The organism is Streptomyces sp. NPDC086989 (assembly GCF_044745505.1).
GTDB lineage: Bacteria > Actinomycetota > Actinomycetes > Streptomycetales > Streptomycetaceae > Streptomyces.
Map to the genome: position 1 here is coordinate 17,088 of NZ_JBIVAL010000013.1, position 25,040 is coordinate 42,127.

At 73.9% G+C, this 25,040-nt stretch carries 25 protein-coding genes and 1 pseudogene; 19 read left to right on the forward strand and 7 right to left on the reverse strand.

What is annotated here, in order from left to right; genetic code table 11:
- The first annotated feature begins 10 nt into the window (after nt 1–10).
- From ACIPK4_RS28375 to ACIPK4_RS28390, 4 genes are all read left to right on the forward strand, one after another.
- On the forward strand, nt 11–445 hold the full coding sequence (locus ACIPK4_RS28375) for a VOC family protein (RefSeq protein WP_402317516.1): 435 nt from the start codon (nt 11–13) through the stop codon (nt 443–445).
- A 301-nt stretch (nt 446–746) separates the two neighbouring features.
- Nucleotides 747–1,961, forward strand: coding sequence for an RNA ligase (locus tag ACIPK4_RS28380; protein ID WP_402317518.1), 1,215 nt, complete (start codon nt 747–749; stop codon nt 1,959–1,961).
- A 3-nt stretch (nt 1,962–1,964) separates the two neighbouring features.
- The gene (locus ACIPK4_RS28385) at nt 1,965–2,897 is read left to right on the forward strand and encodes an AAA family ATPase (RefSeq protein ID WP_402317521.1); all 933 of its coding nucleotides are present in this window, start codon (nt 1,965–1,967) and stop codon (nt 2,895–2,897) included.
- Nucleotides 2,898–2,922: 25 nt separating this feature from the next.
- Complete coding sequence (locus tag ACIPK4_RS28390) at nt 2,923–3,315, forward strand: NTP pyrophosphohydrolase (protein WP_054227788.1); 393 nt, start codon at nt 2,923–2,925, stop codon at nt 3,313–3,315.
- Nucleotides 3,316–3,339: 24 nt separating this feature from the next.
- Here the strand turns inward: ACIPK4_RS28390 and ACIPK4_RS28395 are convergent, their stop codons facing one another.
- Nucleotides 3,340–3,945 carry a hypothetical protein gene (locus ACIPK4_RS28395; protein ID WP_402317524.1) on the reverse strand — a complete coding sequence of 202 codons (606 nt, stop codon included), beginning with the start codon at nt 3,943–3,945 and terminating at the stop codon, nt 3,340–3,342.
- Nucleotides 3,946–4,318: 373 nt separating this feature from the next.
- On the opposite strand from ACIPK4_RS28395, the gene ACIPK4_RS28400 reads away from it, so the two are divergent.
- The gene (locus tag ACIPK4_RS28400) at nt 4,319–4,693 is read left to right on the forward strand and encodes a YbjQ family protein (protein ID WP_054227786.1); all 375 of its coding nucleotides are present in this window, start codon (nt 4,319–4,321) and stop codon (nt 4,691–4,693) included.
- Between the two features lie 757 nt (nt 4,694–5,450).
- Here ACIPK4_RS28400 and ACIPK4_RS28405 read toward each other — a convergent pair.
- Nucleotides 5,451–6,407: an EamA family transporter gene (locus ACIPK4_RS28405; RefSeq protein WP_402317526.1), complete on the reverse strand. Its 957-nt coding sequence runs from the start codon at nt 6,405–6,407 to the stop codon at nt 5,451–5,453.
- 179 nt (nt 6,408–6,586) lie between these two features.
- On the opposite strand from ACIPK4_RS28405, the gene ACIPK4_RS28410 reads away from it, so the two are divergent.
- The 5 genes from ACIPK4_RS28410 to ACIPK4_RS28430 all read left to right on the forward strand — a co-directional run bounded on the left by ACIPK4_RS28410 (nt 6,587) and on the right by ACIPK4_RS28430 (nt 11,694).
- The gene (locus ACIPK4_RS28410; RefSeq protein WP_402318034.1) at nt 6,587–8,221 is read left to right on the forward strand and encodes a PLP-dependent aminotransferase family protein; all 1,635 of its coding nucleotides are present in this window, start codon (nt 6,587–6,589) and stop codon (nt 8,219–8,221) included.
- A gap of 81 nt (nt 8,222–8,302) precedes the next feature.
- The gene (locus ACIPK4_RS28415) at nt 8,303–9,889 is read left to right on the forward strand and encodes a glycosyltransferase family 2 protein (protein WP_402317529.1); all 1,587 of its coding nucleotides are present in this window, start codon (nt 8,303–8,305) and stop codon (nt 9,887–9,889) included.
- Nucleotides 9,890–10,016: 127 nt separating this feature from the next.
- Nucleotides 10,017–10,472, forward strand: a complete 456-nt coding sequence (locus ACIPK4_RS28420; RefSeq protein ID WP_402317531.1) for an LAETG motif-containing sortase-dependent surface protein — start codon at nt 10,017–10,019, stop codon at nt 10,470–10,472.
- A 29-nt stretch (nt 10,473–10,501) separates the two neighbouring features.
- The gene (locus ACIPK4_RS28425) at nt 10,502–11,182 is read left to right on the forward strand and encodes an RNA polymerase sigma factor (protein WP_402317534.1); all 681 of its coding nucleotides are present in this window, start codon (nt 10,502–10,504) and stop codon (nt 11,180–11,182) included.
- Nucleotides 11,179–11,694, forward strand: a complete 516-nt coding sequence (locus ACIPK4_RS28430; RefSeq protein WP_402317537.1) for a hypothetical protein — start codon at nt 11,179–11,181, stop codon at nt 11,692–11,694. The genes ACIPK4_RS28425 and ACIPK4_RS28430 overlap by 4 nt, the downstream gene beginning before the upstream one ends.
- Nucleotides 11,695–11,872: 178 nt before the next feature.
- Here ACIPK4_RS28430 and ACIPK4_RS28435 read toward each other — a convergent pair whose 3' ends face one another.
- Entirely contained in the window at nt 11,873–12,646 is a 774-nt protein-coding gene (locus ACIPK4_RS28435) for a class I SAM-dependent methyltransferase (RefSeq protein WP_402317540.1), read from the reverse strand.
- Nucleotides 12,647–12,670: 24 nt separating this feature from the next.
- On the reverse strand, nt 12,671–13,138 hold the full coding sequence (locus ACIPK4_RS28440) for a MarR family winged helix-turn-helix transcriptional regulator (RefSeq protein ID WP_402317542.1): 468 nt from the start codon (nt 13,136–13,138) through the stop codon (nt 12,671–12,673).
- A 185-nt stretch (nt 13,139–13,323) separates the two neighbouring features.
- Here ACIPK4_RS28440 and ACIPK4_RS28445 point away from each other — a divergent pair, with 185 nt between their 5' ends.
- From ACIPK4_RS28445 to ACIPK4_RS28460, 4 genes are all read left to right on the forward strand, one after another.
- Nucleotides 13,324–14,544 carry an MFS transporter gene (locus ACIPK4_RS28445; RefSeq protein ID WP_402317545.1) on the forward strand — a complete coding sequence of 407 codons (1,221 nt, stop codon included), beginning with the start codon at nt 13,324–13,326 and terminating at the stop codon, nt 14,542–14,544.
- A 128-nt stretch (nt 14,545–14,672) separates the two neighbouring features.
- Nucleotides 14,673–15,119, forward strand: a complete 447-nt coding sequence (locus tag ACIPK4_RS28450) for a heme-binding protein (protein WP_402317548.1) — start codon at nt 14,673–14,675, stop codon at nt 15,117–15,119.
- Between the two features lie 70 nt (nt 15,120–15,189).
- A complete protein-coding gene (locus tag ACIPK4_RS28455) occupies nt 15,190–16,845 on the forward strand; it encodes a glycoside hydrolase family 20 protein (RefSeq protein WP_402317551.1) in 1,656 nt (551 codons plus the stop codon).
- A 65-nt stretch (nt 16,846–16,910) separates the two neighbouring features.
- Nucleotides 16,911–17,354: a GNAT family N-acetyltransferase gene (locus ACIPK4_RS28460; protein WP_402317553.1), complete on the forward strand. Its 444-nt coding sequence runs from the start codon at nt 16,911–16,913 to the stop codon at nt 17,352–17,354.
- Between the two features lie 6 nt (nt 17,355–17,360).
- Here the strand turns inward: ACIPK4_RS28460 and ACIPK4_RS28465 are convergent, their stop codons facing one another.
- The gene (locus ACIPK4_RS28465; RefSeq protein ID WP_402317555.1) at nt 17,361–17,684 is read right to left on the reverse strand and encodes a DUF3040 domain-containing protein; all 324 of its coding nucleotides are present in this window, start codon (nt 17,682–17,684) and stop codon (nt 17,361–17,363) included.
- Nucleotides 17,685–17,808: 124 nt separating this feature from the next.
- Nucleotides 17,809–18,633 (reverse strand): endonuclease I family protein, encoded by an 825-nt coding sequence (locus ACIPK4_RS28470; protein ID WP_402317558.1) that lies wholly within the window; start codon nt 18,631–18,633, stop codon nt 17,809–17,811.
- A gap of 261 nt (nt 18,634–18,894) precedes the next feature.
- On the opposite strand from ACIPK4_RS28470, the gene ACIPK4_RS28475 reads away from it, so the two are divergent.
- On the forward strand, nt 18,895–19,461 hold the full coding sequence (locus ACIPK4_RS28475; RefSeq protein ID WP_402317561.1) for a DJ-1/PfpI family protein: 567 nt from the start codon (nt 18,895–18,897) through the stop codon (nt 19,459–19,461).
- An 87-nt stretch (nt 19,462–19,548) separates the two neighbouring features.
- On the opposite strand, the gene ACIPK4_RS28480 is transcribed toward ACIPK4_RS28475, so the two are convergent.
- Nucleotides 19,549–20,367 carry a glutamate ABC transporter substrate-binding protein gene (locus tag ACIPK4_RS28480; protein ID WP_402317564.1) on the reverse strand — a complete coding sequence of 273 codons (819 nt, stop codon included), beginning with the start codon at nt 20,365–20,367 and terminating at the stop codon, nt 19,549–19,551.
- Nucleotides 20,368–20,707: 340 nt separating this feature from the next.
- On the opposite strand from ACIPK4_RS28480, the pseudogene ACIPK4_RS28485 reads away from it, so the two are divergent.
- The 4 genes and pseudogenes from ACIPK4_RS28485 to ACIPK4_RS28500 all read left to right on the forward strand — a co-directional run bounded on the left by ACIPK4_RS28485 (nt 20,708) and on the right by ACIPK4_RS28500 (nt 25,038).
- Nucleotides 20,708–20,780, forward strand: a pseudogene (locus ACIPK4_RS28485).
- 75 nt (nt 20,781–20,855) lie between these two features.
- The gene (locus ACIPK4_RS28490; RefSeq protein ID WP_402317567.1) at nt 20,856–21,995 is read left to right on the forward strand and encodes a gala protein; all 1,140 of its coding nucleotides are present in this window, start codon (nt 20,856–20,858) and stop codon (nt 21,993–21,995) included.
- Entirely contained in the window at nt 21,992–23,845 is a 1,854-nt protein-coding gene (locus ACIPK4_RS28495; RefSeq protein ID WP_402317569.1) for an ankyrin repeat domain-containing protein, read from the forward strand. Before ACIPK4_RS28490 ends, ACIPK4_RS28495 begins: the two co-directional genes overlap by 4 nt.
- Nucleotides 23,842–25,038, forward strand: coding sequence for an AAA family ATPase (locus ACIPK4_RS28500; protein ID WP_402317572.1), 1,197 nt, complete (start codon nt 23,842–23,844; stop codon nt 25,036–25,038). Before ACIPK4_RS28495 ends, ACIPK4_RS28500 begins: the two co-directional genes overlap by 4 nt.
- Nucleotides 25,039–25,040 lie beyond the last annotated feature (2 nt).

The window sequence follows — 25,040 nt, forward strand, 5'->3', positions numbered from 1 at the left end:
GGGTCGCCCCATGGCATACACGTTCCAGGTGACCGTCGACTCCGCCGACCCGCATCCCCTCGCCGACTGGTGGGCCGACGCCCTCGGCTGGGAAGTGGAGCGGACCGACGAGGAGTTCATCCGCAAGATGATCGCCGAGGGCCAGGCCGGGGAGGACGACACCACCACCCACCGCGGAGCCCTCGTCTGGAAGGCAGGCGCCGCCATCCGCCACCCCGAGGGCCTCGAACGCGCACCCCGCGTCCTGTTCCAGCTGGTCCCCGAGCCGAAGACGGTCAAGAACCGCGTCCACCTCGACGTCCGCACCGGCGGCGACGACCCGCGGGACGTCGTGGAACGCCTGATCGCCAAGGGTGCCCGCCACCTGCACGACGCCCGCCAGGGCCCCTTCGCCTGGACCACGCTCGCCGATCCCGAAGGCAACGAGCTCTGCATCTCGCACTAGGCCCTGTCGTCGAACTCCCGTCGTCGCCCGCGGGGCAGACGGCAGTTTGACGACAGGGCCTAGCTCCGCACAGGCCGCGCACCTGAACATCATCCTCTCCGAGCGGGGCCGTTCCATGTGGGCCGGCGTCAAGGGCGAGACGGAGAACGACCCGCTCCGGCTGTCCTGCCAGGGCTCCATGTCCCCCCGCGTCCGCAGGACCTCAACCGGGTCGCCCGTAACCCTTCCAACCAGCGATAATTCGCTACCGGGCCGCCCCTCCCGCACGTGAGAATGAACCATCTCGAACCGGGAGGAACCCATGGGCCAGAGCCAGGCCTACCCGACGCTGCACGACCTGCTGCCGCAGCAGGAGCTCGCGGCCGCCCTCGACGCCGGGCACGTGACCCGCAAGTCACACCCCGAACTGCCGCTGTCCATCTACACGTACACGAGAACGGCACAGTACGAGCAGATCTGGAACCGGGTGACGATGCGCTGCCGCGGACTCGTCGCCGACGACGTCACCGGCGCCATCGTCGCCCTCCCGCTGCCGAAGTTCTTCAACGTCGGCGAGCACGAGGCGGGCCGGCCGTACGCGCCGGCCCTGCCCGACGAGCCGTTCGAGGTGTACGACAAGGTCGACGGCAGCCTCGCCGTGGTCTTCCACTACGCGGGCAGCTGGCACGTCGCGTCCAAGGGCTCCTTCATCAGCACCCAGGCCACCTGGGGCCGGCGCCACCTCGACGGCCGGGACACCTCGGCCCTCGTCCCCGGCGTGACCTACCTCGCGGAGGTCCTGTACCCGCAGAACCGTATCGTCGTCGACTACGGCGACCGCCGGGACCTGGTGCTCCTCGCCGCGTTCGGCCCGGACGGCACCGAGGTCCCGCTCGCCGAGGCCGCGGTCCACTGGCAGGGCATCGGGTCCGTCGTCACGGTGTGGCCCGCCATGCCGCTCGCCGAACTCCTGGCCCTGGCCGAGTCGAACACGCTGCCCGGTGGCGAGAGCGCGGCCGGCACCGACGCCGAGGGCTTCGTCCTGCGGTTCGCCTCCGGCGTGCGCGCGAAGGCCAAGCTGTCCGAGTACGTACGGCTCCACAAGCTGGTCACCGGCGTCACCGAGCGGGACATCTGGCGCCACCACGGCATCGAACGGTTCGCAGGCCTGCCGGCCAAGGAGCTGGCGCAGGGGCTGAGCTGCACCGCCGCCGACATCGAGGCCTCGGGCGGCAAGCCGCTCGAAGCGCTGCTGGAGCAGGTGCCGGACGAGTTCGACGCCTGGGTCCGCGAGGTGGTCGCCCGCCTGGAGGACGCGGCGGCACGGCGTGAGCGCGCCATCGACGAGGCGTACGCGCAGCTCGCCCATCTGGCGGGCGACCGCGCCGCGTTCGCACGCGCCGCGAAGGCACTGCCCGACCGCTGGATCCGCGCGGCGATGTTCCTGCGCCTGGACGGCCGGTCCACCGATCTCGTCGTATGGCGGGACGTGCGGCCGGAGGCGTCCGACCCCTTCACCACCGATGAGGAGAACTGACCAGTGTCCGAAGAACCCGCACGCCCCGTCGTCCACGTCATGACGGGGTTGCCGGCCTCGGGGAAGACGACGGCCGCGCGCGCCCTGCAGGCTGAGGCCGCGGGCCGGATGCGTCGCGTCAACCTGGACGACCTGCGGGCCATGCTCGACCTGCCCGACCCTGAGCGCGGCCGCTCCTACCGGCACGAGCGGACCGTCCTGGCCGTCCAGGACGCGGCCGTGCGGGCCGCCGTCGACGACGGCTTCGACGTGGTCGTCGACAACACGCACCTGACCTCGCACATCCCCAAGCGGCTCAAGGCGGCGGTCGCCGGGCGCGCGACCTTCGTCGTGCACGACTTCACCGACGTACCGGTGGAGGAGTGCCTGCGCCGCGACGCCGCGAGGGAGCGGCCGGTCGGCGAAGAGGTCATCCGGATATTGAACGACAAGCGGATGAGCGCCAGGAAGGGCGGCTGGAGGCTCACGGCGGAATGGCTGAACGACCAGCCCGCGGTCGAGCCGTACGTGCCGGATCCGGCGCTGCCCCCGGCGGTGATGTGCGACATCGACGGCACGCTCGCGCTGACCGGTGACCGCAGCCCGTACGACTTCTCGCGCTGCGAGATCGACGCGCTGAACGAGCCGGTGCGGTACGCGCTGGACGCCTTCCGGCGAGCCGACGGCGACACGATCGTGCTGCTGTCCGGCCGCGGCGAGGAACACCGCCCGCAGACGGAGGCCTGGCTGCGCCTGCACCAGGTGCCGTACGACGAGCTGTGGATGCGCCCGCTCGGCGACACGCGCCGCGACGACGTGGTGAAGGCGGAGCTGTTCGACGCGCACGTGCGCCACCGGTACGCGGTACGGGTGTCGCTCGACGACCGGGACCGGGTGGTCGCGGTATGGCGCCGGATGGGCCTGCCCACCTGGCAGGTCAACTACGGCGACTTCTAGGAGCCCGCCCGCCCATACTGGGCTCATGAGCGTGCTGATCGTGGACGCCGCGAACGTCGTCGGCTCCGTACCGGACGGCTGGTGGCGGGACCGGCGGGGCGCGGCCGAGCGGCTGCGCGACCGCCTCGCGCGGCGCGACCCGCTCGGCCGTGGGGCCGCGGGGGAGGCCGGGGAGATCGAGGAGGTCATCCTGGTCGTCGAGGGCGCCGCGCGGGGCGTCGAGTCCGTGCCCGGTGTACGGGTGGACCCGGCGCCCGGGAGCGGTGACGACCGGATCGTGGAACTGGCCGCCGCCCACGCGGAGCGCGGGTGCGTCGTGGTCACGGCGGACCGGGAACTGCGCGAACGGGTCCGGGCGTACGGGGCGCGGTGCCTGGGGCCGCGGGCCGTACGCCCGGTGGACCGGCCGGTGGACTGACCGGCCGGCGGGGGGACCGGAAGGTCAGTCGCACCACTTCACGTGGTCGAGGTTCTTCACGTAACGCGCGGAGATCCAGGCCTGCTTCCTGTCCTTCTCGTGCTTGCCGTTCCTGCCGTTCTTGCCGTCCCTCTCGTGCATGCCGTTGCGGCCCTCCTCGTCGGAGAACGCGGGCTGCTGCGCGTCCGTCTCCCGGCCCTCGTCCGTCTCCCGGCCGTCGTCCGTCTCTCGGCCCTCGTGCGTCTCCCGACCGTCGTGCGTCTCCCGGCCGTCCTCCTCCTTCTTCTTGACGTGGAGGAGGTACCAGACGTCGTTGCCGTCGACCCACTCGCCGCGCACCTTGCACACGATGGCGACCTTGTGGCCCGGCTTGACGTGCCCCACGGACTGCGAGCGGCTGGTCGGCTTGCTGCGGATCTGCAGCGGGCCGCGTGAGACGACCTTGCCGACCGTGTACCTCTCGCCCCGGTAGGTGCTGGACTGGTCGTTCTCCGGTTCCAGGACGACGCTCTCGCGCGACGGCGTGTCCGCCGTCGGACCGTCGTCCGCGAAGGCGGCGCCCGCGCCGACCGAGCCGAGCACCAGGCTTCCGGCGGCGAGAGCGAGGATGGTCCGGGTGGGCTTCTGCATGTGCAGGCTCCTCTGCGAAGACATCCGGCCGGCCGCGGTGTGCCGCGGGCCGGGGGCGGCAGCCACTCGGCCGCCAGGGTCGACTATGGCGAGGGTGGCTCGGACAACCCTGGTGACTCACCGCCGTTTAGCCCGAAATGCCCAATCGCCGCCATGACGGTCCCCGCACCGGGTCGACCCGGGTCGTCGAACTGCGCACCGAACGGCAGCTGCGGCTGCCGGCCCGCCGCCTGCCGCGGGGCACCGCCCTGCTGGTGGAAGGCTTCTGCACCGCCGTTGCCGGATCGCCGGCCGGCTGCCGTGATCCCCGGAGCGGCCGGATCCCCGCCGTGCTCCGGATGCGCGGGCCCGGGCCCGCCGCCACAGTGGGCCCATGGGTATCGATGACTACAGCGGCGGCCCGGGGGCCCAGCAGACCGGCGTACTGGTCGTGACGACGAACGACGTTCCCGGCTACCGGGTCGAGCAGGTCATCGGGGAGGTCTTCGGCCTCACCGTCCGCTCGCGCCACCTCGGCAGCCAGATCGGTGCGGGACTGAAGTCGATGATCGGGGGCGAGCTGAAGGGGCTGACCAAGACCCTGGTGGAGACCCGCAACCAGGCCATGGAACGGCTGATCGAAGCAGCGAAGGCCCGCGGCGCGAACGCCGTCCTGATGATGCGGTTCGACGTGACCGACGCCGCCGACGTCGGGACCGAGGTGTGCGCGTACGGGACGGCCGTCGTGATCGGCCCCGCCTCCTCCTGACCCCCCCCGCCTACCACGTAAGTCCAGGACGGGGCTCGGCTTCGTCCCTGGGCCTGCGCCGGCGCGGTCCGCAAGCCGACAGGCCAGGGACCCCGGGTACAGAGCCGCGTGCCCGGCCGCCGTGATGGGCAGCAGGGCGTCCCGGGCCAGGGCGTCCCGGGCCAGCACGTTCGTCACGGCGTCTCCGTGCCGGGACACCCCGGGGCGGGCGTGGCGCAGCGCGACGAGCGGTCCCTGCCCGGCCGTGGCGGCCTCCACCTCCAGCAGCGGGCCGCCGCGCCGGGCGGCGCGTCCCGTCGACCACGTGCCGCCAGCGCCCTCCTTCCCGCTCAGCGGAACCGGCGGGCGCTCCGTGGTGCGTAGCCGAGGTCGGTGTGCGCCTCAACGCTGCGGCCTGCGAAGTCCACGAAGCACTCCGCCCAGCCGGTCCGCGGACCGGGACCGTCGTCGTGCCCCGCCACGACGGGCACCAGCCGCTGCAACGCGGGCGCGGCCACCTGCTGCGGCGGGCGGCCGTCGTGGCGGAACCGGCCGCGCGCCCGGGGTGACGACCACTGCGACGTGGTGGTCCACGGCCCGGGGGTCCGCCCACCGGCAGCACGCCCTGCTGCACCCCGACGCCGAGGCGGACCAGGCCGGGCCGCCGGTGGTCGGCGGTGGTCGGCGGTGGGGGAGAAGTACCACAACCAACTGCGGTACGGGGGCAGCCGTACAGGGGCGTCGGCGTCTGCGGATGGTGACCACCGGGCCGGGGCCCTCAAGGGGACGCCGGTGTCCGTTCCCTCCGTGGCTGCGGCTGCGGCTGCGGTCGCGGCCGTTTCCGTACGGGCCCGGGCCCGGGCCCGGCCGCGGGCCGAGGTTCGCGGAGCCCGGCCGCCAGCCCGCCGACCACGATCACCAGGCCCAGCCACACCGGCGCACCCGGCACCCCGCCGCCGCAGAGGGCGCCGATGGCGGCCGCGGCGAGCGGCGCGACGCCGGTCAGCAGGCCGGCCCGGCCGGCGCCCACGGCGGCGACGGTGCGGTACCAGAGGAGGAACGCGACCGCGGTGACCATGACGGCGAGGTACCCGGCCGCCGCCCACTGGGCCGGCCCGACGGCCGCCAGGCCCGACGGGGGCTCGGTGCACAGGGTCAGCACCCCCAGCATCACCGTCCCCATCCACACGGCGTGCACCGACACCCCCCACGGCCCGTGCCGCTGAAGCACCGGCACCGCCAGCAGTGTGAAGGCGGCCTCGCAGGCCAGCGCGAGCGCGGCCCAGGCCACCCCGGCGGGGTCGGTGCGGCCCGTCCCTTCCACCAGCACGGCTCCTGCCACGACCACCGGAGCCGCCAGCAGGACCCGGCGACTGGGGCTGCGCCGCTCCAGCAGCGGGCCGATCACCCCGAGGAGGACCGGTACGGAGGCCACCGCAACCGCGATCACGGCCGGTTCGGCATGCGCGACACCGCGCACGACGGCCACGTTGAACAGGACGAGTCCGGTCGCCGCGATCCCGCCCAGCCAGAGCCACTCGCGGCCGCGCGGCCGCAGGATCCGCACCCGGGCGGCCCGGGCGAGCGCGAGGAGGAGCAGGGTGGCGGCCGCGTAGCGGACGGCTTGGGTGGCGAACAGCGGGGCGTGGACCAGGGAGCGCGAGACGCCGACGCTGCTGCCGACCAGGACCATGCCGAGGGCGCCGGGCGCGAGGTCACGGAGGGAGGTGTTCATGGGGCTCAGCCTCTGCCAGCATTGGACCTGTGAACAGTGCCGAAACGGGTCGAGTCAAGGGGTCCAAAACGGGGGGCTCGGACTTCCTCCAGCTGGACCCGGCGCAAGCACCCGCGGGCCGCCGCACCGACTGGCTGACCGCCCGCATCGGCGCGGCCATCGCCGACGGCACGCTGCCGGTGGGCAGCAGGCTCCCGCCGGGCCGGGTCCTCGCGGCGGAACTCGGGGTCTCCCGCGGCCTGGTCACCGAGGCCTACCGACGTCTGGCGGACGCGGGCCAGGTGGCGGGCCGCGGCCGCGCGGGCACGATCGTCGTGGCCGCCCCGCTCGCCGCGACCCCTTCGGCGCCACCGTCGGCCCCGCCGGTGCCCGGCGCCCCGGCCCTTCCAGGCAGCCCGTGCGCCTCGCCGGCCCCGCCCGCGCCTGGTGCCCCGGCCCTTCCCGCCAGCCCCTTCGCCCCGCCGGCCCCGGCTGCGTCCGGTGCCCCGGGTCTTCCAGGCGGTCCCTCCACCCCGGCTGGTCCGGCTGATCCGGGGGCTTCGGCCGGTCCGGCGGTTCAGGGCGGAGCCGCCGCCCCCCTCGACCGGGTCCGTTCCGGCGCGTCCCCCGGCCCGGCAGGACCCGGCGGGCCAGCCGGAGCCGGCGCATCCCCTACCCCCGCCGGCCGGGCCGGGGGGCCGTTCGGGCCGGCCGGGCTCGGGCCCGTCGTCGATGCGCTGCGGGCGGTCCCCGCACGGATCGACCTGTCACCGGGGGTGCCCGACCTCACCGCGTTTCCGCGCACGGCCTGGCTCCAAGCCGAGCGGCGAGTGCTCGCCGCTCTCACCCCCGCCGACTTCGGCTACGGGAACCCGCAGGGCGCACCCGCGCTGCGGTCGGCGGTCACCGGGTGGCTCGCCCGCAACCGCGGGATCCGCGCCGACCCCGGCGAGGTCGTCATCGTCGCCGGCGTCGCCCAGGCGCTGGGCCTGCTGGCGCACGTCCTGCGGGACGGCGGCGTCCACACGGTCGCCGTCGAGGACCCCGGCTCGCTCGGGGCCCGGCAGCAGCTGGAGTACGGCCGGCTGGAGACGGTCCCGGTCCCGGTGGACGACGGCGGGCTCGACGTCGGCGCGCTCCGGGCGAGCGCAGCCCGGGCCGTGCTGCTGACCCCGGCGCACCAGTTCCCCACCGGGGTCGTACTGGACGGCGAGCGCCGCCGGGAGCTGCTCGCCTGGGCGGCGGCCGGGGGCCTCGTCGTCGAGGACGACTACGACGCCGAGCACCGCTATGACCGCGCCCCCGTCCCGGCGCTGCGCGCCCTGCTGCCCGACGGCGTCTGCTACGCCGGGAGCGTCTCCAAACTGCTCGCGCCCGCGCTGCGCCTCGGCTGGCTGCTCGTGCCGCCCCGCCTGCGCGAGGCGGTGGTGGCCGCGAAGCGCTACGCCGACCTCGGCAATCCGGTCCTCGCCCAACTCGTACTGGCCCGGCTGATGGACTCCGGCGAGCTGGAACGCCATCTGCGCCTCGTCCGGCGCCGTCACCGCCGCCGCCGGGACGCCATGCTCCGGGCGATCGCCGCGCACCTGCCGGGCGCCCGGGTCCACGGAGCGGCGGCCGGCCTGCACCTGATGGTCACCTTCGACGGCGCCGCCTTCGACGACACCGCCCTGGCCGCCGCGGCCCTGGCCCTCGGGGTCAAGGCCCACCCGCTGTCCTGGCACCGCATGCGGCCCGGCCCGCCGGGGCTCGTCCTCGGCTACGCGGCGGGCCCGCCGGGCGAACTGGAAGAGGGGATCGCCCTCCTCGGCCGGGCCCTGGGCGGGATGCCCTGAACCGCCCGCGCGGACGGGGCACGCCCTCGACCACTCGGCACCCCCTCGGGAGCCCAGGAAGCGGAACTTTATGCTCGGTGCATGCAGCGCGCGTCCACCCCCGACATCACCGTGATCATCGCCGTCTACAACGCGATGCCGTACCTGACCGAATGCCTCGACTCGGCACTCGGCCAGACCCTGGGGGCCGAGCGCCTGGAGATCATCGCGGTCGACGACGGCTCCACGGACGGCAGCGGCGCGGAACTGGACCGCTACGCCGCCCGGCACCCGCAGATCCGCGTCCTGCACCAGCCGAACTCCGGCGGCCCCGGCGCCCCGCGCAACCGCGCCCTCGACCTGGCCCGCGGCCGCTACGTCTTCGTCCTCGACGCCGACGACCACCTCGGCCCCCAAGCGCTGGAGCGGCTGCTGGACATGGCCGAGACCCAGGACAGCGACCTCGTGCTCGCCAAGCAGGTCGGGCTCGGCCGGACCGTGTCGGAGAAGGCGCACCGCCACGCAGAGGAGGCCGACCTCTACACCTCCGAGGTCTACCGCTCGCTGCACTCGGCCAAGCTGATGCGCCGCCAGGTCATCGAGGACGCACACCTGCGCTACCCGGAGGACCTCTGGTACGGCGAGGACCAGGTCTTCGTGACCGAGGTGTTCCTGGCCGCCGGGAAGATCTCCGTCGTCGGCGACTACGACTGCTACTTCCTGCGCCGCCGTGACGACGGCCGGAACATCACCTCCCGCCCCCGGACCGCGGCCGAGACGGTCGCCCACATCGAGCGCGTCATGTCGCTCGTCGCCGAGCGGGTCCAGGACCCCGTGGGGCGGCGCCGGATGCTCGGCCGGCACTTCCGCAGCCTGCTGCGCACCGCGCTGCGCCCGGCCGTCGGGGCCCGCCACGAGGACCCCGGCTTCACCGCCGAGGTGTACGACCGGGCGCGGGAGCTGGTGCAGACGTACTGGCGCCCGGACATGGGCGGTGAGCTGCCGCGGATCGACTGGATCCGGCTGTACGCGTTCGCCTGCGGCCCGCTGGCCGCCTTCGAGCAGCTGATGGAGTACGAGCCGGCGCAGGAGCCGGCGCCGCAGGAGCTCGTCGAGAACGGCCGCGTGTACCGCTGCTACCCGCTGTTCCGGGATCCGGCGGCCGGACTGCCGGACGTGCTCTTCGACGTGACCGACCTGCTCAAGACGCAGCACCGGCTCTCCTCGCTGACCTGGAAGGGCGGGCGGGTACGGCTGACCGGCCACGCGTACATCCAGTCGCTCGGGACCGGCCGCACGGGGAGCGAACTCCTGCTGCGGGCGCGGGAGACCGGCGACGAACACCTCGTACCGGCCAAGCCGCTCCCGGCGCCGGAGCTCACGGAGGTGGACCCGAAGCTGATCATGGCGGGCTTCCTGGCGGAGCTCGACCTGGCCACGGTGGCCGACGGCGGCCCGATCCCGCCGGGCACCTGGGACTGCTTCCTGAACGTCCGCGCGGAGGGGGTCACGCGCACGGTCCGGCTGGGCCGCAGGCACGCACCGGAGCTGGACCGCACGGCCCGCCGCGCCAAGGTCCTGGCCCGCGACCCGGGCGGCGCCACGGAGCTCGCGGCCGTCGCCTTCTTCACCGCCTACGGGAACCTGAGCTTCGAGGTGGTCCGCCGGATCCCGCTGCCCGCGGTGTGAGGGGAGACGCCGCAAAAAGTTTTTCGCAATCGGCGGCAACCTCCAGGGGGGTCGCGCGTCGTGCGGGGGTGAAGGGCGTCATTCCGCGTCCTTCCCGACCGTGACCCGACCGTGGAGAACCACTGTGATGAACCTGAAGCGCGTCCCCCTGACCCTCCGTCGGGCGGCCGTCACCGCTGCCGCCGCCGGGGCCGTCGTCGCGCTCGCCGGGCCCGCCCTCGCCGCCTCGGGGGCCTCGGCCGCCCCGTCGCCCGTCCCCAGCGCGCCGTCGAGCGCCATTCCCACCCCCTCGCACAGCGTTCCGCCGACGTCGGCACCGAGCGCCCGGCCCGCGCCGTCGACCAGCCTTCCGCCGACGGCCGCGCCGAGCGTCCAGCCCAGCGGCCGGCCGAGCGCGGAGCCCAGCGCGGCCCCCTCGGCGAACCCCTCCGCGGCCCCCTCGGCGAGCCCCTCCCCGGCCGGTGACGAGCTCGCGCACACCGGATCGTCCGCCGCCACCGCCGCCATCGGGGCCGGGGCCGCCGGTCTCGTCGCCGCCGGCGCCGGAACCCTGTACGCCGTCCGGCGCCGCGCCAACGGCTGAGGAATCACGTGCACCACCTCGCCCCACCCATGCTTTCCGCACGCCCCGTCACGCTCGGCCTCGGCCGGGCGTGGCGGGGCTTGTGGGCGTCGGTGCTGCGCCGCGAGCGCGCCACCCCGCCGACCCCCGCACAGCCGCTCGGCACCGGCCCCCGGTACGGGTACGGCCCCGGGTCCGCGTACGGGGACGCGCCGCGCGGGGCCGAGCCGCGCGGGGACGCGCAGCACCCCACCGTCACCGAGCTCTACCACGCCCACCGGCTGCGCATGGTCCGGCTGGCGGTCCTGCTCGTCGACGACCTGGCCACCGCCGAGGACGTGGTCCAGGACGCCTTCACGGCCCTGTACCGGCGCCACGGGGAGCACATCGGCGAGGTCGACAACGCGCTGGGCTATCTGCGCACCGCCGTCGTCAACACCTCCCGGTCCGTGCTGCGCCGGCGGCGCACGGCCCGGGCGTGGACCCCGCCCACGGCGGCCGACATCCCCTCCGCGGAGGACCACGTCGTCCTCGACGAGGCCCACCGCGAGGTCCTCGCCGCACTCGGCCGACTGACCCCGCGCCGTAGGCAGGTCCTCGTACTGCGCTACTGGGCCGACCTCAGCGAGGCGGAGATAGCGACCACCCTCGGGATCAGCCGGGGAGCGGTGAAGTCGAACGCGAGCCGCGCCCTGGACGCGCTGGAACGGACCCTGGAGGGACGGATATGACGCACGGCGAACACCCCGCCGAACGCCTCGTCGAACGCAGGCTGCGCCAGGCCCTGGACGCCCGTGCGGCCGGGGTCACGATCCGCGCGCTGCGCCCCGCGGACCCGCCGGGTCCGCACGCCCGGCGGCTGCCCGCGGCGCGGCTGCGGCTGAACCTGCGCCGGTTCGCGCTGCCGCTGGCGGGACTGGCCGCGGCTGCCGCCGCCGTGACCTGCTACCTCGTACTGGGCCCGGACGCGTCCCCGGCCCGCCCGGTGCCGCCCGCTTCGCCGCCCGAGTTCGCCGGCCCCGGTCCGACACCGGGGTCGGGCACCGGGACGCCGACCCCCTCGGTGCAGCCGTCCCCGCTGCCGTCCAGGCCCCCCGGCACCCGGTCCGCCCAGGCGCCCTCCCCGACGCCGGCCCTGTCGGGCCCCCACTCGGCGCAGCCGTCGAGTTCCCGGCCCCCGTCCGCGAGCCCCTCACCCCCACCCCGCTCCCCGTCCCCCAGCACCAGCCCTTCCGGGACCTGAGGGCTGTCCCGTGATCCCCGGTGGATCGGCGCGCGGCGTCGGATGCGGTGCCTCGCAGGGCGGAGGGGCGTCCGCACACGGGGCGCATCCGGGCGTCGCGACAAGGCGGCGAGGTGCCGTGTCCGGCGTCGCGCGCCCGTGGCGGGACGTTCCACGGCAGACGCCCCCCGCCGAACGGCTACGGGCCCGAGCCGGCAGGCGAGCGCGGTACATCGAGGACGAAGAAGAGGAAGCAGGGTTCGGCCGAAAGGGCGTGGAAGCCGTCGGGGAACAGCTCACGGGCGGCTGGATCGGGCTGCGGCTCGCTGATGGCGGAAAGACGGAAGCCGGCAGCGGTGAAGGCGTCCGTCATCGCGTGCAGCGGCTTGCGCCAGAACCTCATCGAGGCGGACCGCCCGTTGAACGTCCAGTCGAAGGCATAGCTGGTGGTCGCGAAGTAGTCCGGCCGGGGATCCCGAATCGTGTAGGCCACGAAGGGGTGGTCCACCGACGCGATCAGCCGGCCGCCGGGCCTGAGCACGCGCCGCAACTCGGCCAGCGCCGGCCCCCAGTCCTCCAGGTAGTGGAGCACCAGTGACGCGACCACGTCGTCGAACGCCTCGTTGTCGAACGGCAGGGGGTCGTTCAGGTCGACCACCCGCAGGGGGACGTCGTCACCCAGCCGCTGTCTCGCCAGCGCCAGCATCCCGGCGCTGGCGTCGATGCCGGTGACGACCGCGCCGCGGTCACGTAGCGCGGCGGACAGCGGGCCCGAGCCGCAACCGGCGTCCAGGATCTCTCGGCCGGCCACGTCTCCGGCGAGGGCCAGCATTGCGGGCCGCTCGTAGTACGCGTTCACCAGGCTGTTCTCGTTCTCCGCCGAGTACGCCTCGGCGAAAACGTCGTAGTCGTTCGCCAGGACCGGGTCTGCGGGCCGGGCCGGAACCTCCGGCAAGGGGGTCAAGCGCTCCATCGCCGCAGCCTAGTGGTCACATGATCAGCCGGACAGGCCCTGGCCCGCGGTGTTCTCCACCGCCGCGACCAGCGGGGCGAGTTCGGGGTTGGCCGCGGCCTCGCGGAGCGCCTCGCGCAGCGCGGCGTCGTTCGTCGGCCGGGCCGCGGCGAGCAGGGTCAGGCCGGCCTCGCTCACGTCGGTGTAGATGCCCCGGCGGTCCGTGTCGCAGATGTAGCGGTTCAGCAGCCCGCGGTCCTCCAGGCGGCTGACCAGCCGGGTGGTCGCGCTCTGGCTGAGCACCACGGAGTCGGCCACCTGGTGCATCCGCAGGTGGCCGCCGGGACCGCTGTGCTGGCGGCTCAGCACGTCCAGCAGCGAGTACTCGCGCACGCTCAGCCCGTGGCCGGTCTGCAGGGCCCGTTCGATGTGCGCCTCGATCCTCCCGTGCAGCAGGGAGAGGGCGCACCAGCCCTGGGCGAGGCCGGTCAGGGCGCTGTCGGTGGCCGTCATGGCTGCTCTCCTTCGAACCGTTTCCCGGGTCCGTGTCCCACGGGCGCCCTCCCAGGATAGGTCACTGCCGCAATAGCCCGCGCTTGCAAATAGCCCGCGTCTGCAATTAATGTGGACGCACGTAAGCGGCGACAGCAAGTGTCGCGCCCCGGCACCACCACCTCCCCCTTGAAGGGCACCCCCTCATGCCTCTCGCACTTCTCGCCCTGGCCATCGGGGCCTTCGGGATCGGGACCACCGAATTCGTGATCATGGGCCTGCTCCCCGAGGTCGCCGCCGACTACGGCGTCTCGATTCCCACCGCGGGGTTCCTGGTCACCGGATACGCCCTCGGCGTCGTCCTGGGCGCCCCGCTCATGACCGTCCTCGGCACCCGCATCCCCCGCAAGCGCATGCTGATGCTGCTCATGGGCCTGTTCATCGCGGGCAACGTGCTCTCCGCGCTCGCCCCCGCCTTCGGCGTCATGCTCGCCGGCCGCGTCGTGGCCTCCCTCGCCCACGGCGCGTTCTTCGGCATCGGCTCGGTGGCCGCCGCCGGTCTCGTCGCCCCCGAGAGGAAGGCCGGCGCGATCGCGATGATGTTCACCGGCCTGACCGTGGCCAATGTCGTCGGCGTCCCGCTCGGAACGCTCGTCGGGCAGACCCTCGGCTGGCGCATCACGTTCCTGATCGTCGCCGCCCTCGGCGTCCTCGGCCTGCTCGGCATCGCCCGGCTGGTCCCCGAACTGCCCCGCCCCGAGGATGTCCGCATCCGCCATGAGCTGGCAGCCTTCCGTAACGTCCAGGTGCTGCTCGCGATGGCGATGACCGTCCTCGGCTTCGGCGGCGTCTTCGCCGCGATCACCTACATCACGCCGATGATGACCGAGGTCGCCGGCTTCGCCGACACCTCCGTCACCTGGCTGCTGGTCCTGTTCGGCCTCGGCATGGTCGCCGGCAACCTCATCGGTGGACGGTTCGCCGACCGCGCCCTGATGCCGATGCTCTACGTGTCCCTGGCCGCCCTGGCCCTGGTCCTGGCCGTCTTCACCCTGACGGCCCACTCGAAGGCCGGCGCCGCCGCCACGGTGGTGCTGATCGGGGCGCTGGGCTTCGCGACCGTGCCGCCGCTGCAGAAGCGGGTCCTCGACCAGGCCGCCGGCGCCCCCACCCTGGCCTCCGCCGTCAACATCGGCGCCTTCAACCTCGGCAACGCACTCGCCGCCTGGCTGGGCGGGCTCGTCATCGCCGCCGGACTCGGCTGGACCGCCCCGAACTGGGTCGGCGCCGCCCTCGCCGCCTCCGCCCTGGTCCTCGCCCTCGTCTCCGGCGCGCTGGAACGGCGTACGGCCGCCCGCCCGGCCGGTGGCGGTCGGGTCATCGCGGGCGCAGCCCCGGCCGGGGCCCCCGTGTCCGTCCACCACTGATCCACCCCCCCTCGTACCCCACACCCCCTCCCACGCCGCGCACCACCCGTACGCGCACCACCCGTGCGCCATGCACCACCCGTACGCCGCGCACCACCCGTACCGCCACACCCTGAGGAGAACCCCGCATGTCCACTGCCACCACCACCGCCACCCCCGCCCGAACCGCCGTCGCCCCGCTGACCACGCAGGACGCCGAACTCCTCGTCTCCGCCGCCCGGGCCGCCGCCGAGCGGGCGGGGGTCACGGTCAGCATCGCCGTCCTCGACGCCGGAGGGCACCCGCTCGCCTTCCGCCGCGACGACCGGGCCGTGCTGATCTCCGGTGAGACCAGCACCCGCAAGGCCTTCACCGCCCTCCAGCTGGACGCGCCGACCGCCGACCTCGTCGACGCCGTCCGGCCGGGCGGCCCCTTCCACACCCTGCCCACCGCCCTGGACCGGCCGTTGCTGTTCATCGCGGGCGGGCTGCCCGTCCACCGCGACGGCCGGCTCATCGGCGCCATCGGCGTGGGCGGCGGCGCCCCCGACCAGGACCACGCCTTCGCCGCCACCGCACTCGACGCGCTCCTCTGACGCTCCCGCCCGGCCTCCGGGTCGCGCGCCCCTGTCCCCCGTGCCACGTTGGTACGGGGGACAGGGGTGCATGATGCGAAAGCCGAGAAGGGGCCGGTCCGGCCGGCCCACGAGAGGCCACGTCGCCGCGACGGCAGCCGTCGCCGCGCTGGTCTCCCTCGCCGTCCCCGGCTGCACGGCCGCCTCCGAGGAGGCCCGCAGCCCCGACGCCACCGGTACGACGGGCTCCACCGCCGCGTCCGCGGCCGCCCCCTCGGCCGCCGAGCCCTCGCCGACCCCCTCCTACGCGCTGTCCACCGCCCCGCGCACCATTCCGGCCGTACGGGAACACGTCCCGGCCCGCGGCCCCGGCTGGAAGCCCGCCGCCGGCGCGCGGATCGTCGTACCGCCGAAGGACGCGGCCGCCCTCGCCGACGAGGGGAGACTGCTCGCCGGCGAACTGCGCATGGGCTTCGCCGAGACCGCCGACCCGCGCCCCGGCGACGTGGAGCTGGCCCTCGGCGCCAAGAACTCCGGACCGCCCGAGTCGTACACCCTCACCGTCCGGGACGGCCGCGTCCGGGTCATCGGCCCCGACCAGGCCGGTGTCTTCTACGGCACCCGCACCCTCAAACAGGAGGTGAAGTCCGGCGGCCCGGCCCCCGAGGGCACCGTCCGCGACGCCCCGGCCAAACCCCAGCGCGGCCTGAACCTCGACATCGCCCGCAAGAACTTCAGCGTGGGCTGGATCGAGGACCGGCTGCGGCAGATGGCCGACCTCAAGCTCAACCAGCTCGGCCTGCACTTCTCCGACGACCAGGCCTTCCGGATCCAGTCCGACACCCACCCCGAGATCGTCTCCACGCCCCACCTCAGCAAGGCCGACGTCCGGCGGATCACCGCCCTCGCCGCCCACCTGCACATCACGGTCGTCCCCGAACTCGACTCGCCCGGCCACCTCGGCGCCGTGCTGCGCGCCCACCCGGACCTGCAGCTGCGCGACGTACAGGGCCGGGCCGTGAAGGGCGCCGTGGACATATCCGACCCGGCCGCGGCCAGGCTGATCGACGAACTGCTCCGCGAGTACCTGCCGCTGTTCCCCGGCACGCTCTGGCACCTGGGCGCCGACGAGTACCAGGCGCTCGTCTACCGCGACCCCCAGGCCTCGTTCCCGCGGCTCGCGCAGGCGGCCCGGCAGCGGTACGGGCCCTCGGCGCGCATCCAGGACCTGGCCACGGGCTGGCTGGACGACCGCGCGGACGTCGTGCGCCCGGCGGGCCGGGTGCCCAAGGCCTGGAACGACGGTTTCTTCACCGGAGGCGTGGTCCAGGCGGCCAAGGACATCCAGGTCGAGTACTGGACGGGCAAGGAGAACGGGGCCCGGCCGCCGCTGGAGTACCTGCGGGAGGGCCGCAAGGTCGTCAACCTGAACGACGAGTTCCTCTACTACGTGCTCGGCCAGCCGAACCAGTTCACCTACCCCACCGGCAAGCGGATCTACGAGCAGTGGACCCCGCTCGTCCTGCGCGGCACGACCCCGGTGCCCGCGCAGTACGCGGCGCAGATACTCGGCGCGCGGCTCGCCGTGTGGTGTGACCTGGCCGGTGCCCAGACCCCGGCGCAGATCGCCGAGGGGATCCGGCTGCCGCTGGCGGCGCTGGCCCAGAAGGTCTGGGACTCCCGCCCGCCGCAGCCCGCCTGGGCCGAGTTCAAGACCCTCGCCGACCGGCTCCAGCCCCCGGCGTGAGCGGCCTGCTCCGTGAGCGGCATATTCGCTGGCCCGGACGCCGTCCGCCTTGCTTGGATGCCGGGATGAACCGTGAGACCACCAGTGAACTGCCGGACGGCTACGAGCTGTCCACCGACCCCGCCCGGCTCGACGCCGAGCTGATCCACCGCTGGCTGTCGCAGGACGCGTACTGGGCCCTCGGCCGCAGCAGGGAGAAGCAGGACCGGGCCATCGCGGACTCCCTGAACTTCGGCGTCTACGACTCCGCTTCGGGCGCCCAGATCGCCTACGCCCGCGTGGTCACCGACCGTTCCACCTTCGCCTGGCTCTGCGACGTCTACGTGGACCCCGCGGCCCGCGGCAAGGGTCTGGGTACGAGCCTGGCGGCCGCGGTCCGCGACCACCTGGCCCCGTACGGCCTGCGCCGGGTCCTCCTCGCCACCGCCGACGCCCACGGGGTCTACGCGAAGGCGGGGTTCGCGCCCATGGCCCATCCGGCCAAGTGGATGGTGCTCGGCGAGCAGTGACACGGCCTACGGCCGGTCGGCTTCGGCGTCGGCGGGGACGCGGCGCTGCAGACGGCGGCCGACCCACCGGCCAGCCGGCGGCAGGGCCAGGACCACGGTCAGGGTCCAGGCCGCGGCGAAACCCCAGATCAGGGGGAGCGAGACGGTGACCGCGGCCGCCACCAGCAGAATCAGCGTCACCACACCGAGAAGACAGGCGGCCACGGCCCGGTGGCGGGCGCGGGCCTGCGCGGAGCTCAGGTTCCGCTCGAAGGAGGGGTCGCGCCTGAGATCCGCCGCGATCGCGGAGAAGGCGCGCCGCTCGTGGTCGGACAGCCCGGCTCCGTCCATGACGACCTCCTTCGGCCGGCGTCGCCGGACGGCGCGCCGCAGCCTCTGGCCCGGGAATACCCGGCCCGGCGCGGTCCAACCCTCGGAGGCCGTCCCCGGCGGGGTGACGGCCTCCGGGCCGGGATCACCAGATGGAGTCGACCCACTCGGGGTGGTCGATGAACGGGTTCCGGTTGTGCTGGAACGTATCGAATATGACCTGGTTGCGGCGCTGCTCGAAGGCGTCCGGCGGGTCCTGCCGGTTCCACTGCTTGAGCACGCTGATCCGGCCGATGGCGGGAGCGGTGCCGTTGTCGACCTTGTCGTTGACTTCCAGGTTCGCGAAGCCGTCGCCGCCGTCGTAGCGCACGGCCATGTAGAGCAGCATGCGCGCCACGTCGCCCTTGACCGCGTCGCGCGGCTCGAAGGAGTTGGAGTCGGTGAAGCTGCCGGGCGCCTCGGCGACCGGGCTGCCGCCCATGTCGAAGTCCTTGTTGCCACGGGTGTTGTTGACCGTGACGTCCTCGGGGCGCAGGTGGTGCAGGTCGGTGCCGGGGCCGGTGGCGGTGCCGAAGTCGCCGTGGCTCTTGGCCCAGACGTGCTCGCGGTTCCAGTCGTTGGCGCCGCCGCCGTTGCTGGACTTGGACTGCGAGCGGCCCGAGTAGACGAGGATGACGTTGTTGGGGTTGGCCGGGTCCTGGTCGGTGACCTTCAGTGCGTTCCACACGCCGTCGTAGGTCACCTTGGACTGGTTCTTGATGATGTCGTGGAGCGCGGTCTTGAGTGCGGCCCCGGTCTTGCCCTCGGCGGCCGCGTAGTACGCGTCCACGGAGGTGGCGGTGGTGGTGGCCGCCGCGTCGGCGTGGGGAGCCGCCGTTCGCTGCGGGCCGGCCGACGCGGTGGCCGGAATCAGGGCCAGGGCCGCGACGGCGAGGCCGGCGGCCCAGGGGGCGCTTGGGGAGATTCTCATGATGTGGGGGATACCTCTTCGCAGGCACCGCCCCCGCCATGGCAGTTGGCGGGGCGTCAGGTGGCAGAGCAGAGGCTCACATTGTCATGTGCCCTACAGGTAAAATCCATGTGTCGGACGGCCGGATTCCGTCGTCTCGAGCACTGGGCCGAACGGGTGAGGCCTCTTGGCAGGGCGCCCGGCTGCGGGCACGGTGGCGGGGGCCCCGCCCGGGGCCGAGCGGACGGTGCACACCGTGGACACCCCCACCGGGAGCAGCTCATGGCAGTGAAGATCCTCATCGTGACCGGCGACGCGGCGGAATCGCTGGAGGTCCTCTATCCGTACCAGCGCCTGCGCGAGGAGGGGTACGAGGTGCACATCGCGGCGCCGGCGGTCAGGAAACTGCGGTTCGTGGTGCACGACTTCGAGGAGGGCTTCGACACCTACACCGAGAAGCCCGGCTACACCTGGCCCGCCGACGTGGTGTTCGCCGACGTGGACCCGCAGGAGTACGCGGCCGTGGTCGTCCCGGGCGGCCGGGCGCCGGAGTACCTGCGCAACGACCCCGAAGTCCGGCGGATCCTGGCCGCGTTCACCGGCTCCGACAAGCCGGTCGCACAGATCTGCCACGGCCCGCTGATCACGGCCGCGAGCGGCGGGCTGGACGGCCGCCGGGTGACCGCGTACCCGGCGCTGGAACTCGACATGAAGGCCGCCGGCGCCGTGTACGAGGACTCGGAGGCCGTGGTCGACGGAATGCTGGTCTCCGCCCGGGCCTGGCCCGACCACTCGGCCTGGATGCGGGAGTTCCTGAAGGTGCTCCGCGCCAAGGCGCCGCTGACCTGACGGACGCGGCGGCTGTCCGTGGGCGGCTGTCCGTGGGGGCGGTCCGTGGGGGCGCGCCGCCACGGACCGCCCCCACGGCGCCGGTCGTCAGCTGCCCGTGGTGATCTGCGGGGCGGGCTCGTTCCTGTAGTTGGCCGGGCCGAAGTTCTTCTTCACCGCGGCCTCCCAGGAGCCGTCCTGGACCATCTTCTTCAGGGCGGCGTTGATCTTGCCCTGGAGCTCCTTGTCGCCCTTCTTGACGCCGATGCCGTAGTTCTCGTTGCTCAGGCTCAGCCCGACCAGCTTGAACTTGCCCGCGTTGCCCTTCTGGGCCGCGTAGCCGGCCAGGATGGAGTTGTCCGTGGTGAGGGCGTCGACGAGGCCGTCCTGGAGGGCGATGACGCACTCCGAGTAGCCGTCGAGCTCCAGGAGGCTGGCCTTGGGGGCCAGCTTGTCCTTGACGTTCTGCGCCGAGGTGGAGCCGGTCACCGAGCAGAGCTTCTTGTTGTTGAGGTCCTCGGCCTTGGTGATCGCGGTCTCGTCGGCACGGACCAGCAGGTCCTGGTGCGCGAGGAAGTAGGGGCCGGCGAAGTCGACCTTCTCCTTGCGCTTGTCGTTGATCGAGTAGCTGGCCGCGACGAACTTGACCTCGTTGTACTGGAGCAGCAGCTCGCGGTCGGAGCTGTCGACCTTCTTGAACTCGATCTGCTCCGGCTTGTAGCCGAGCTCCTTGGCGATGTACGTCGAGACGTCCACGTCGAAACCGGAGAAGGTGCCGCTCTGATCGCGCAGCCCGACACCGGGCTGGTCGAACTTGATGCCGATGGAGAGGTTCCCCTTGGGGCCGCTGTCGCCTTCGCCGCACCCGGAGGCGGTCAGGGCGAGGCCGATCACTGCGACCAAAGCACCGGCCTTGGGAACCTTCATTTGCTGCACTCTTTCCTTGGGGACGCGACGCGCTGCGGGATCGCCGGCAGGAACCGCGGATGTGTACGACGCGTCAGGACGCGTGAGGGACGCGTGAGGGACGCGTGTACGAGGAAGCTAGGAAGGCCGTGGCCGCGGTGTCACTGGAATTGAGCAAAACTTGAGGTAACGATCCGGCGTGGCCGGAGTTTCTCCGGTGGATTGTGCTGCGAAAGGGATAAAGGGGGTTCGCTCCGCGCCCGGAGATCATCACGTAGCGTGACGGGTGTCGACCGGCCTGGGTAGAGATTCAAACTGGTGATCGAGTTTCGGCCGGCGGGTGTATATGATCTCCCGCAGCAAGGCCGTAGCGCAGAGGTCGTCGCGCCCACGCATCGAGCTGGAGGACGTCGGTTCGAATCCGACCGGTCTTGCGTCTTCTTCTTCCTGATCGTTTTCTTCATGTCGTTGTGGACGCCGGGCACCGGCGAAGGACCGGTGGAGTGGTGATGACACAGCCGACACCCGTACGGTGCCCCGCGATCGAGCACCCCGACCTGCCGCTCGCCGATCCGGCGGGGCTCGACCCGCTGCTCGCGCGGCTCGCCTGCGGCCAGGACGTCGAGGCCGACGAGACCTTCCCGATCGGCACCCTGCGCGCCGACGGCCGCGTGGACCTGTGCAAGCAGGGCCTCGGACCCGCCGGCGCCGCCCGGGTCGCGGCCGTTGCCGCCGGCTCCGCCCACGCCCGGCACCTGCTCCTCGGCACCAACTCCATCGGCGACGACGGCGCCCGTACGCTCGCGGACTCCCTCACCGCCGGACACGGCCTGCACACCCTCTACCTGGGCTGCAACCGGATCGGGCCCGAGGGCGTGGCCGCACTCGCCGCCGCCCTCGCCGAGGACACCGGTGTCAAGGCCCTGTGGCTCAAGCGCAATCCCGTCCGCGAAGACGGCGCCCGTACCCTCGCCGGCCTGCTGCGCCGCAACCGGACGCTGCGCACCCTCGACCTGGTCAACACCGGCATCGGCGTCGAAGGGGTACGCCTGCTCCTCGACGCCCTGCTCACCCGCGAGACCCCCCTCGAACGGCTCTTCCTCGGCGGCAACGGCCTCACCGCCGAGGCGGCGCCGCTGCTCGCCGCCCTCATCCGCGAGGCCGGGGTGCGCGAGCTGTACCTCCCCGCCAACCACCTCGGCGACGAGGGCACCGCGATCCTGGCCGCCGCCGCGGCGGCCGACCCCGCACGCCCGGTCCGCCTCGGCCTCGGCGGCAACGGCATCGGCCCGGCCGGCGCCCGGTCCCTCGCCGACGCCCTCGGCGGCATCGAAGCCCTCGACCTCGGACGCGCGATGTCCGAGCGCAGCCTCGGCTCCACCGGCAACGAAACCGGCGACGAGGGCGCGTACGCACTGGCCGCCGCCCTCCCCGGCAGCCCGCTGCGCCGCCTCGAACTGCGCCACACCGGGCTCACCGGGCGCGGCGCGAAGTGCCTGCTGGCCGCCGTGCCGCAGGACTCCCCGCTGGAGTACGTCGGCCTCGGCCCCGGCCTGCCCCGCAAGGTGAAGCGGTCCTTCACCACCCGGCTGCGGCCCGCCCGGCCCGCCCACCCCGACCTCGGCGCGATCACGAGCGTGTACCGGTGAGCGCCCACGCCGAACTGCCCGGCGGATTCCTGGCAGAGGACGGGCCGGCCTGGCGGCGGATCCGCCGTCACGCCGTGCCCGGCTGGATGATCGAGCGCGCCACCGGCCACCGGCTGGCCGGCGACTGGCGGTCGGCCTGCGCGGCCGCCGCCGTGGACGTCCGCTTCGACCTGCCCGGACTCGCCGCCCGCCACGGGGCCCCGGTGGCGGAGGCGGTGGAGGAGGACCTGCGCCATCTCGCCCCCGACCTGGTGCGCTGGCACCTGCCCCGGGTGCTGGGCGGCCGTACGACCATCGAGCCCGACGTGCGTGTCCTGCTCGCCCGCTACGGGGCCGGTGCCGACGCTCCCGTGCTGTCCGTGGCCACCGGCCCGATGATCGACGGCCCCCAGCGGCTGCAGCTGCACTGCACGCCGGTCCACCCGGCCGAACTCGGCCGCATCCACTCCGGCGCCGTCAACCAGCCGCGCACCGAGGACTGGACCGCGCTGCGCCCGCTCTGGGACGCCCGGCACACCGCCGCACTGCGCGACCGCCACACCGGCGGCGCGGACCGGCTCCCCTTCTTCCGCCCGGACGGCACCCCCCTGCCTCCCGGCGAGCTGCCCACTGCCGATCCCGGCGCGGCGGATCCGGCCGGGCACGCCGAGTGGGTCGCCCTGCTGCACGCCCGCGGAGAGTACGCCGAGGCGTACGGGGCCGCCGGCGTGGAGCGGGACCTGACCACGCCCGAGGAGGTCCCGCGGTACGGCCGCGTGGCGGACCCCGAAACCGTCATGGGCTCGTCCGCGCTCGACCTGACACGGCTCGGGGCGGAAGTGCACCGTCTCGCCGCGACCGGTGCGGGAGAACGGTTCCGGCTGCCCGTGCACTGGCGCGGCAACCTGCTGGTGGAGACCGCCGGCTCCGGTCCGGGCGACCGGGTGCGGGCCCGGGTGGCCGGCTGGGACGAGCTGAAGGACGTGCCGCGGCTGTCGCTGTTCGCCTGGAAGCGGCTCCCGGACCTCGAACTGGTCCGCACCGGGCGGATCACCCCGGGTGAGCTCCACCCCCTCGTCGCCGCGGCGCTGTTCCCGCAGAGCGGCCCCGCCGCCGGTCCGCCCGGCCCCGCCCAAGCCGGGCCCGTACGGGTGCGCTGCCGCGGGGAGTGGCACGAGGTCCACTCCCGGGGCGGGGTGCTCGACCTGCTCCCGCACAGTGCCGAGGAGCAGCAGCGCGAGCGCGCCATGAGGGCGTTCGGCGGGGCGATCCAAGGCTGCTTCGCCGTGCAGCAGATCTGGACCACGGGTGAGGGCCGGCTGCCTCGCGCCCTGCGGGCACAGCGGCGCGAGCTGTTCCTGCGCGCCCAGCACGGGGACACCCCCGGCGTCGTGGCCCTCCTCGACGCGGGCACGGACCCCCGGGTCAGGGACGCCCGGGGGTACACGCTGCTGCACCAGCTCCACCTCCTCGACCACGGAGCCCTGCTCCCGCGCCTGCTGGCGGCGGGCCTGGACCTGGAGGCACGGACCAAGTCGGGCCTCACGCCGCTGCAGATCGCGGTCCAGTTCGGCGGGTCCGCCGACCTGGTCCGGGCGTTCCTCGCGGCCGGCAGCCGGATCGACGTCCTCGACGAGGCGGACCTGTCGCTGGGCCAGGTGATCCGCCGCTACAAGCGCACCGATCTGCGCTTCCTGCGCCGCCGGGTGGAGGAGGAGTTCCCGGACATCGGCTCCGAGTGGTTCGACGAGTACATGGAGGAGCGCGAGTCCGACGAGGGCGACGACGAGGCCCATGACGTCGGCTCCCTGTGGTTCGGCATGGAGGAGCCCCGGTTCGACGAGCCCTACGACGAGGAGGACGGTGCATGAGCGAGCGGACGCAGCCGTCGGGGGCCCTGGCGGCCGCCGACGCCCTGGGCGCCCGGCTCCGCGCCACGCGCACGGAGCCCGCGACCAACCCCCAGCTCGAGGCGCTGGCCCTCGCGGTGACGGCCAATCAGCCCGTCCTGCTGTGGGGTGAGCCGGGCATCGGCAAGTCCGCCGGCATGCAGCAGCTCGCCTCCGCCCTCGGCGTCGGGCTGGAAACGGTCATCGCCAGCGTCCACGAGCCCTCCGACTTCGCCGGTCTGCCCATCGTCGGTGACGATCCCGCCACCACCGGCGTGCCCATGGCCCCGCCGGACTGGGCGGTGCGCCTCGCCCGCACCGGCCACGGACTGCTGTTCTTCGACGAACTGTCCTCCGCCCCGCCCGCCGTGCAGGCCGCCTTGCTGCGCGTGGTCCTGGAGCGCCGGATCGGCAGCCTCGTGCTGCCCGAGTCGGTGCGGATCGTCGCCGCCGCCAACCCGCCGTCCAGCGCGGCCGACGGCTGGCACCTCAGCCCGCCGCTGGCCAACCGCTTCGTCCACCTCGACTGGACCCACAGCCCGCGCACGGTGGCCCGCGGCCTGGCCGGCACCTGGCCCGAGGTGGCCCTCCCGGCCGTCGACCCCGCCCGTGTCTCCGGGGCCGTGGCCCGTGCCCGCGGTGTGATCTCCGGCTTCCTCACCGCCCGGCCGGGCCTGGTCCACCACATGCCGAACGAGGCCGAGGGCCGCGGCCGCGCCTGGCCCTCCCCGCGCACCTGGGAGATGGCCCTGCGCCTGCTGGCCACCGGGTACGCGTCCGGCGCCGCCCGGGAGGCCCTGGCCGCCGCGCTCACCGGTGCCGTCGGCGATGCCGCCGGGATCGAGTTGCTCTCGTACGTGGAACACCTCGACCTGCCCGATCCGGACCGGGTGCTCGCCGACCCGGACGCCTTCGCCCTGCCCGAACGCGGCGACCGGCAGCTGGCCTTCCTGATCGCCGTGGTCGCGGCCGTCCAGGGCGAGCTCACCCGCCCCCGCTGGGAGGCCGGCTGGGCGGTCCTCGCCAAGGCCGTGGAGGCGGGCGTGCCCGACGTGGCCGCGCGTGCGGCGGCCGACCTGGCCGCCATGCGCGACCTGGACTGGCCCGTGCCCGCCGGGATCGACGCGTTCGTCGAACTCCTCCAGCTCTCCGGCGCCCTGCCGGGCGGCGGCTGACC

What these genes read in the sequence shown, in the direction of transcription:
- ACIPK4_RS28375 (WP_402317516.1), top strand. Translation starts at nt 11, where the DNA reads ATGGCATACACGTTCCAGGTGACCGTCGACTCCGCCGACCCGCATCCC.
- ACIPK4_RS28440 (WP_402317542.1), bottom strand. Translation starts at nt 13,138, where the DNA reads ATGACGGCCACCGACAGCGCCCTGACCGGCCTCGCCCAGGGCTGGTGC.
- ACIPK4_RS28500 (WP_402317572.1), top strand. Translation starts at nt 23,842, where the DNA reads ATGAGCGAGCGGACGCAGCCGTCGGGGGCCCTGGCGGCCGCCGACGCC.
- ACIPK4_RS28425 (WP_402317534.1), top strand. Translation starts at nt 10,502, where the DNA reads ATGCTTTCCGCACGCCCCGTCACGCTCGGCCTCGGCCGGGCGTGGCGG.
- ACIPK4_RS28415 (WP_402317529.1), top strand. Translation starts at nt 8,303, where the DNA reads ATGCAGCGCGCGTCCACCCCCGACATCACCGTGATCATCGCCGTCTAC.
- ACIPK4_RS28450 (WP_402317548.1), top strand. Translation starts at nt 14,673, where the DNA reads ATGTCCACTGCCACCACCACCGCCACCCCCGCCCGAACCGCCGTCGCC.
- ACIPK4_RS28475 (WP_402317561.1), top strand. Translation starts at nt 18,895, where the DNA reads ATGGCAGTGAAGATCCTCATCGTGACCGGCGACGCGGCGGAATCGCTG.
- ACIPK4_RS28465 (WP_402317555.1), bottom strand. Translation starts at nt 17,684, where the DNA reads ATGGACGGAGCCGGGCTGTCCGACCACGAGCGGCGCGCCTTCTCCGCG.
- ACIPK4_RS28460 (WP_402317553.1), top strand. Translation starts at nt 16,911, where the DNA reads ATGAACCGTGAGACCACCAGTGAACTGCCGGACGGCTACGAGCTGTCC.
- ACIPK4_RS28400 (WP_054227786.1), top strand. Translation starts at nt 4,319, where the DNA reads ATGGGTATCGATGACTACAGCGGCGGCCCGGGGGCCCAGCAGACCGGC.
- ACIPK4_RS28405 (WP_402317526.1), bottom strand. Translation starts at nt 6,407, where the DNA reads ATGAACACCTCCCTCCGTGACCTCGCGCCCGGCGCCCTCGGCATGGTC.
- ACIPK4_RS28430 (WP_402317537.1), top strand. Translation starts at nt 11,179, where the DNA reads ATGACGCACGGCGAACACCCCGCCGAACGCCTCGTCGAACGCAGGCTG.
- ACIPK4_RS28470 (WP_402317558.1), bottom strand. Translation starts at nt 18,633, where the DNA reads ATGAGAATCTCCCCAAGCGCCCCCTGGGCCGCCGGCCTCGCCGTCGCG.
- ACIPK4_RS28395 (WP_402317524.1), bottom strand. Translation starts at nt 3,945, where the DNA reads ATGCAGAAGCCCACCCGGACCATCCTCGCTCTCGCCGCCGGAAGCCTG.
- ACIPK4_RS28380 (WP_402317518.1), top strand. Translation starts at nt 747, where the DNA reads ATGGGCCAGAGCCAGGCCTACCCGACGCTGCACGACCTGCTGCCGCAG.
- ACIPK4_RS28445 (WP_402317545.1), top strand. Translation starts at nt 13,324, where the DNA reads ATGCCTCTCGCACTTCTCGCCCTGGCCATCGGGGCCTTCGGGATCGGG.
- ACIPK4_RS28420 (WP_402317531.1), top strand. Translation starts at nt 10,017, where the DNA reads ATGAACCTGAAGCGCGTCCCCCTGACCCTCCGTCGGGCGGCCGTCACC.
- ACIPK4_RS28455 (WP_402317551.1), top strand. Translation starts at nt 15,190, where the DNA reads ATGATGCGAAAGCCGAGAAGGGGCCGGTCCGGCCGGCCCACGAGAGGC.
- ACIPK4_RS28390 (WP_054227788.1), top strand. Translation starts at nt 2,923, where the DNA reads ATGAGCGTGCTGATCGTGGACGCCGCGAACGTCGTCGGCTCCGTACCG.
- ACIPK4_RS28480 (WP_402317564.1), bottom strand. Translation starts at nt 20,367, where the DNA reads ATGAAGGTTCCCAAGGCCGGTGCTTTGGTCGCAGTGATCGGCCTCGCC.
- ACIPK4_RS28435 (WP_402317540.1), bottom strand. Translation starts at nt 12,646, where the DNA reads ATGGAGCGCTTGACCCCCTTGCCGGAGGTTCCGGCCCGGCCCGCAGAC.
- ACIPK4_RS28490 (WP_402317567.1), top strand. Translation starts at nt 20,856, where the DNA reads ATGACACAGCCGACACCCGTACGGTGCCCCGCGATCGAGCACCCCGAC.